Origin of the sequence: Neobacillus drentensis (assembly GCF_036965425.1) — a bacterium.
In the GTDB taxonomy this organism is placed as follows: Bacteria; Bacillota; Bacilli; order Bacillales; family Cytobacillaceae; genus Neobacillus; species Neobacillus drentensis_F.
In genome coordinates, this window is sequence record NZ_JBALPP010000106.1 from 60,264 (window position 1) to 67,376 (window position 7,113).

Here is a 7,113-nt window from a genome sequence, read left to right on the forward strand (position 1 = left end):
ATTTTTATAATCTTTTTGAAAGGGGATGAGTTCTTTGGAGAATTTAAAGAGTCAAACTTTCCCTCCCAAATCGGTTCAAGATTGGGGAGAAAAAGCCGAACAATCCTTAAAAGGAAGAAAAGTTGAATCTTTAAAAAGTGTTACATATGAAAACATCATTTTGAAACCGCTTTATTCCCGTGAAGATGAACAGATAGTTCCTGAATATCCTGGTGGATCAGATTCAAGAAGAGGTATACATCCTTTAGGATATGTTACGAATGAATGGAAGGTTGCACAGCGAATCACAGCTGATTCAGCTGATGAACTGAAACTTAAGCTTCATGAAGCAGTCCAAAAAGGACAAACGGCTATTTCATTTGAAGTAAGAGAAGAGCTATGTGAATCTGAAAGTTTTGCAGATTTATATCAGAAATATCCCTTCGCATTAAATTCAAAATGGCTGCAGGCTAATTTCTTATCAAAGCTAGACAGCCAAATTAGTGAAAAGGAAAAGGTTACTGGTTATATTGCAAATGACCTCATTTCTCTATTTGCAGAAACAGGAATTTTTTCGAGGGAGCTCCTTGAAAAGTGGACAGAGGATGTTAAGTATGCAGAAAAGAAATTTCCACATTTACGGAGCATTCTTATAAACACTACTCCTTATCATAATGGAGGGGCAAATGCTGTCCAAGAACTTGGAATTGCAGCTGCCACTGGAGTTTTTTATTTACAACTACTTATTGAAAAAGGGATAGACCTTAATTCCATAACCAACAAAATGGTCTTTCAATTCTCAATTGGAAGCAACTTTTTTATGGAAGTGGCAAAGTTAAGGGCGGCTAGAGTCATCTGGGATCGAATTTCCGAGCTTTATGGTGCTGAAGGGGATTCTCGTAAAATGCACATCGCTGCCGAAACTTCCTCTTTTACCAAAACAATTACAGATTCTCACGTGAATCTTCTGCGTTCCGCAAATGAGGCATTCGCCGCTGTTTTAGGGGGAGTCCAATATTTACAAGTAAGCTCCTTTGATTATATAACCGGATCCAGCGCTTTCTCAGAACGAGTTGCACGAAACATTCAGCTGATTTTAAAGGAAGAGGCCCATTTACAGAAGGTAATTGACCCAGCTGGCGGCTCTTGGTATATTGAAGCGCTGACTAATCAATTAGCTGAAAAAGCGTGGAGCTTTTTCCAACAAATTGATGCAAGGGGCGGAATTCTTGAAGTCTTAAAATCTAATTGGCTTCAACAAGATCTCGAAGCAGTTTTTGAAAAAAGAAATGCTGATATTCAAACAAGAAAACAGAGTATAGTCGGAACAAATGTCTATGCTTCACTTGAGGAAAATTTACCTAATAATCAATCCTCCCAAACAAGTGAATCTTTCGGCAATAAAGATCCACTTGAGATTGAAAGAATTCAACAAAGAAGATTATCAGAACCGTTCGAGGAGCTGCGATATAAGGCAAAATTAATTGAGGAAAAACTAGGTTCTACTCCATCTGTAGGCATGATTTGTCTTGGGGAATTGAAGCAGTACAAACCAAGACTTGATTTTATGAAAGGCTTTTTAGCGGCCGGAGGCATTAAGGCTGTTGAGAGTAAACCAATCTTCAATCTGGAAGATGCTAGACAATTTTTAATAGAACTCGAGACGAATTTTGTTTGCTTCTGTGGCACCAATGAACAATATGAATTGGTAGGTAACCCAATACTTGCTGCCCTAAAGGCAGAATTTCCAAATCAGACGTTCCTTTTGGCAGGACTCCCAGAAAAGGAAAGACAGGAAGCGTGGCAAAAAGGTGGAGTTGCCCAGTTTGTTCATGTTAAAAGCAACTGCTATGAAACTGTTTCGACCATCCTAGAATCAATGGAGGTGAGCTCAAGTGAAGAAACAAAAGCCTGATTTTCAAAACAAACCGTTATTTGATAATCAAAAATTCCTTTCTAACGAAGAATGGCTGGAAAAAGTAAAAAAAGAATTCGATGCTTCCATCGATGATTTATTGTTTGAAACCAATGAACAAATTAGTTTAAAACCCATCTATACAAAAGAAGACCGAGATGGCTTAGAGCATATCGATGACTTGCCAGGGCTCCCGCCATTTACCCGCGGCCCCTATCCGACTATGTATGTGAATCGCCCATGGACAGTGAGACAGTACGCTGGCTTTTCAACAGCGGAGGAAAGCAATGCTTTTTATCGCAGGAATCTTGCGATGGGACAAAAGGGCTTATCAGTTGCTTTCGATTTGGCAACCCATCGCGGCTATGATTCAGATCATCCACGTGTTGTTGGAGATGTTGGTAAAGCCGGAGTTGCGATTGATTCTATTCTCGATATGAAAAAATTGTTTGATGGCATTCCGCTTGATCAAATGTCTGTATCAATGACAATGAACGGTGCAGTCCTTCCGATTTTGGCCTTTTTTATCGTAACTGCTGAAGAGCAGGGTGTCAGTCAGGAGAAGCTTTCCGGAACGATCCAAAACGATATTTTAAAAGAATATATGGTGCGTAACACCTATATCTACCCTCCAGAAATGTCAATGAAAATTATTGCAGATATTTTTGAATACACGTCCAAATATATGCCTAAGTTTAATAGCATCAGTATTTCCGGCTATCACATGCAGGAGGCAGGTGCACCGGCAGATTTAGAATTAGCCTACACATTAGCAGATGGATTGGAATATGTAAGGACTGGACTTAAAGCGGGCATCGAAATTGATTCGTTCGCACCAAGGCTTTCTTTTTTCTGGGCGATTGGCATGAATTATTTTATGGAAGTAGCAAAAATGCGTGCAGCCCGCCTTATCTGGGCAAAAATGATGAAATCTTTTAACCCGAAAAGTGAAAAATCATTAGCACTTAGAACCCATTCTCAAACCTCCGGCTGGAGTTTGACAGAGCAGGATCCCTTTAACAATGTAACCCGGACGTTAATTGAAGCTCATGCGGCAGCGATGGGGCATACACAATCCCTCCATACAAATGCGCTAGATGAAGCAATTGCCTTGCCTACGGACTTCTCTGCAAGGATTGCCCGGAACACTCAGCTGTTTTTACAGGAGGAAACCGGTATTACAAATGTTATTGATCCATGGGCAGGTTCCTTCTATGTTGAGAAATTAACTGATGAATTAGTGCAAAGAGCTTGGACACATATTGAAGAAATTGAAAAACTTGGCGGCATGGCAAAGGCCATTGAAACCGGACTTCCAAAAATGCGGATTGAAGAGGCAGCGGCCAAAAGGCAGGCGCAAATTGATTCAGGAAAAGAGACGATTATTGGTGTAAACCGTTACCGTCTTGAGAAAGAGGAAGCAATCGATATTCTTGATATCGATAATACTGCTGTTCGCTTAAAGCAAATTGAAAAATTAAATGCATTAAAGTTGAGTCGGGATGATGAAAAGGTTAAGGTAGCCTTGGCTGCTCTAACGAAAGCAGCAGAAACAGGTGATCGGAATCTATTAGAACTCGCTGTCCAAGCAGCAAGGGCAAGAGCAACACTAGGCGAAATTTCTGATGCGATTGAAAAAGTGGCAAACCGTCATAAAGCGGTAATCCGCTCTATTAGCGGTGTCTATAGCCAAGCGTTTACCAATGAAGAGGAAATTGCGGCAGTGAAACAAATGACAGACGAATTCCTTGAAAATGAAGGTAGAAGACCAAGAATTTTGATTGCGAAAATGGGGCAGGACGGTCATGACCGTGGTGCCAAGGTTATTGCGACTGCTTTTGCGGATCTTGGGTTTGATGTAGATATCGGCCCTTTATTTCAAACTCCCGAGGAATCAGCCATGCAGGCAGTTGAAAACGATGTACATGTGATTGGTATGAGTTCACTGGCTGCAGGACATAAAACATTACTGCCACAGCTTGCCAGCGAATTAAAAAAGCTGGGCAGAGAGGATATTTTAATTGTTATCGGCGGGGTTATTCCAGCTCAGGATTACCATTTTTTATATGACAATGGTGCAGCTGCCATTTTCGGTCCTGGGACTATTATTCCTGTTGCAGCTGGGAAAGTAATCAAGGAGATTTATAGACAGCTTGGTTATGAGGAAGTGGCACAGTAAATGGACGGGGATAAGAGACCAGAATGGAGCGACCCAAACGAGCCTGATAAATTTTCAAGCTTTATTCGTAAAGGCCAAATGCTGGAAGGGCAAGAAATTTCCATTCAAAAAAATATGCGGTTTCAAAAGCGCAAATCGAGCGAGCCCTCAGTCGAAGAATTATATGATGGGGTTCTTTCTGGAAACAGAAGCCAGCTTGCTCGTTCGATTACCTTGGTTGAAAGTAATGCGGAACAGCATTTTCACAAGGCCCAGGAGCTTCTTCAAAAACTTTTAACGCATACAGGAAAGTCGGTTAGGATTGGAATTACGGGTGTACCCGGAGCAGGCAAAAGTACTTTTATCGAAGCATTTGGAACGTTTCTATGTGAGTTAGGGCTCCAGGTCGCTGTGTTAGCCATTGACCCATCCTCTAGCATTAGCGGAGGCAGCATTCTTGGAGATAAAACGAGGATGGAGCAGCTTTCCCGAAATCCAAGGGCCTTTATTCGACCTTCTCCAACGGCAGGGAAGCTTGGAGGAGTGCACCGAAAAACAAGGGAAGCGATGTTGATTTGTGAGGCTGCCGGGTATGACGTTATTTTGATTGAAACGGTCGGTGTCGGACAAAGTGAAACCATCATCAGAGATATGGTAGACTTCTTTATGCTCCTTGTTTTAACTGGTGCAGGAGATGAATTGCAGGGGATGAAGAAGGGAATCATGGAACTTGCAGATGCGATAATTGTTCACAAGGCTGATGGAGCGAATCAACCAAAAGCAGAGCAGACCAAAAAAGAATACAATCGTATTCTCCATTTCCTTCAGCCGGCCACGAAGGGCTGGAGCACCAAGGCCTATACTTGTTCGTCATATACTGGAGATGGGATAAAAAATGTTTGGAATGTCATAAAAGAATTTGAAGCATCAGGGAAATCAACAGGTGTATTTAACGAAAGAAGAAATGCGCAGCAGCGGGAATGGCTTTATTCCATGATTACAGACCAGCTTCAATACAGCTTTTTCCATCATCCGGCCGTAAAACTGAAATTACCCCAGCTCGAAAACGAAGTCATTGCTGGAGAAAAAACAGCTGCCTCAGCCGTCGAAGCCTTATTCGATGCGTTTTTGAATAAAAAGGTCTAGTGGGCGAATGGTTTATTTGAAAAAAACACTTTTTTACTGTTATCATATAGTTATAAGGACATAGAAGGAGTGAAATTGATGAGCATGGATTTTAATTTTTTCATGAATGATGTAGTTAAACAGGCACGCCAAGAAATCGCGGCGGCTGGCTATACAGAGTTAAAAACGCCTGAAGAGGTGGAAGCAGCACTTGAACAAAAAGGAACAACTTTAGTAATGATTAATTCTGTCTGCGGCTGTGCAGGCGGGATTGCCCGTCCTGCGGCGGAACATGCCCTGCATTATGATAAACGCCCAGATCATCTTGTAACCGTTTTTGCCGGCCAGGATAAGGAAGCAACTGAAAAAGCAAGAAGTTATTTCACTGGCTATCCACCATCTTCTCCGTCATTTGCTTTATTAAAAGACGGAAAGATTGTCTCCATGGTTGAACGCCATCAAATTGAAGGCTACGATCCAGCAACAGTGGTAGAAAAGCTTCAAAATGAATTCGAACAGCACTGTGAAGAAGTATAAGGAATAAAATGGAAAGGTCAAATCGTGAATCGATTTGGCCTTTTTTATTGTCGAATCTATCTTTATCGTGTATATTTATTAATTATTTCGTAATTTTAATCACTTCAAAGGGGAGTTTCTGCTATGAAAGATTTATTAAAAAGTTATTTAGATAACATTCAAAATAGATTATGGGAAATAAGTGATACCTTGTACCATCATCCAGAATTGGGTGACCAAGAGTTTAAATCCATGCAGCGATTAGTGGATTTTCTTGAAGAAAATCGATTTACAGTTGAAAAAGGGATTGTTGATAGGCCGACTGCTTTTAAAGCTGTGTATGATAGTAAGAAAGAAGGACCAACGATTGCTTATTTATCCGAATATGATGCTTTGCCTGAAATAGGTCATGGATGCGGCCATAATATGATCGGAACCATGAGTGCAGGTGCAGGTGTACTTTTAAGTAAGGTTATTGATGAAATTGGCGGAAGGGTTGTTGTATTAGGCACGCCTGCTGAAGAAACAAATGGCGCAAAAGTTCCAATGGCAGAACAGGGAATCTTTGATGATATCGATGCAGCGATGATTTTGCATCCAGCTGATGAATCATATGAAAGCGGTGATTCATTGGCGATGGATGCCATACAATTCGAATATAAAGGCAGGACAAGCCATGCAGCCGCTTCTCCTGAAAAGGGAATTAACGCACTTGATGCTGTTTTACAACTATTTAACGGAATAAATGCTCTTAGACAACATGTCACTTCAGATGTTAGAATACACGGCATCATTAAAGAGGGCGGAGTTGCGGCCAATATTGTCCCAGATAAAGCGATAGCCCAATTTTATGTCCGTGCTAAAAACCGCAGTTATTTAAACGAAGTGGTTAAAAAGGTAGAGAATATTGCTAAGGGTGCTTCCTTAATGACTGGGGCGGAGCTCGAGATTAGCAATTATGAATTAAGCTATGACAATATGGTAACGAACCATACCTTATCACAGTTGTTTACAGACAATCTTCTATCAACAGGTGTTAAAGAGGTTAAAAAAGCTAAAGATTCATATGGATCCATTGATATGGGAAATGTGAGTCACGTAGTTCCTGCCATTCATCCGTATATCGGTCTTGATTCGCCTGGATTAATCGCACATACAAGGGAATTTGCGGACATAACTATTACTGACAATTCTCATAAGATCCTTTCTAATGGTGCCTTAGCCCTGGCCTTAACTGGTCTTGATGTAATAACCAACAAAGATGTTTTGGAAAAAATGAAAAATGAATTTCGTCAGCCGGAATTAAGTAAGGCATAAGTATTGCCAGTACCTCTCTATCATGAGAGGTACTTTTTTTATTTTAATAAATCATTTTCACATAAAAAAACTGTAAGCGTTTAATCTAATTAATATAAATTGC

General features: G+C 40.7%; 5 protein-coding genes. All 5 read left to right on the top strand.

Features of this window, described 5'->3' with window-relative positions; genetic code table 11:
- Positions 1–25: 25 nt before the first annotated feature.
- The 5 genes from V7161_RS23020 (at position 26) to V7161_RS23040 (ending at position 7,010) form a co-directional block, all read left to right on the top strand.
- The gene (locus V7161_RS23020) at positions 26–1,894 is read left to right on the top strand and encodes a methylmalonyl-CoA mutase subunit beta (RefSeq protein WP_335715173.1); all 1,869 of its coding nucleotides are present in this window, start codon (positions 26–28) and stop codon (positions 1,892–1,894) included.
- The gene (scpA, locus tag V7161_RS23025) at positions 1,875–4,073 is read left to right on the top strand and encodes a methylmalonyl-CoA mutase (protein WP_335715174.1); all 2,199 of its coding nucleotides are present in this window, start codon (positions 1,875–1,877) and stop codon (positions 4,071–4,073) included. The genes V7161_RS23020 and scpA overlap by 20 nt, the downstream gene beginning before the upstream one ends.
- Positions 4,074–5,198 (top strand): methylmalonyl Co-A mutase-associated GTPase MeaB, encoded by a 1,125-nt coding sequence (gene meaB, locus V7161_RS23030; RefSeq protein WP_335715175.1) that lies wholly within the window; start codon positions 4,074–4,076, stop codon positions 5,196–5,198. It begins immediately after the preceding gene.
- A 78-nt stretch (positions 5,199–5,276) separates the two neighbouring features.
- Positions 5,277–5,714: a BrxA/BrxB family bacilliredoxin gene (locus V7161_RS23035; protein ID WP_335715176.1), complete on the top strand. Its 438-nt coding sequence runs from the start codon at positions 5,277–5,279 to the stop codon at positions 5,712–5,714.
- 123 nt (positions 5,715–5,837) lie between these two features.
- Positions 5,838–7,010, top strand: a complete 1,173-nt coding sequence (locus V7161_RS23040) for a M20 family metallopeptidase (protein ID WP_335715177.1) — start codon at positions 5,838–5,840, stop codon at positions 7,008–7,010.
- The last annotated feature ends 103 nt before the right edge of the window (positions 7,011–7,113 follow it).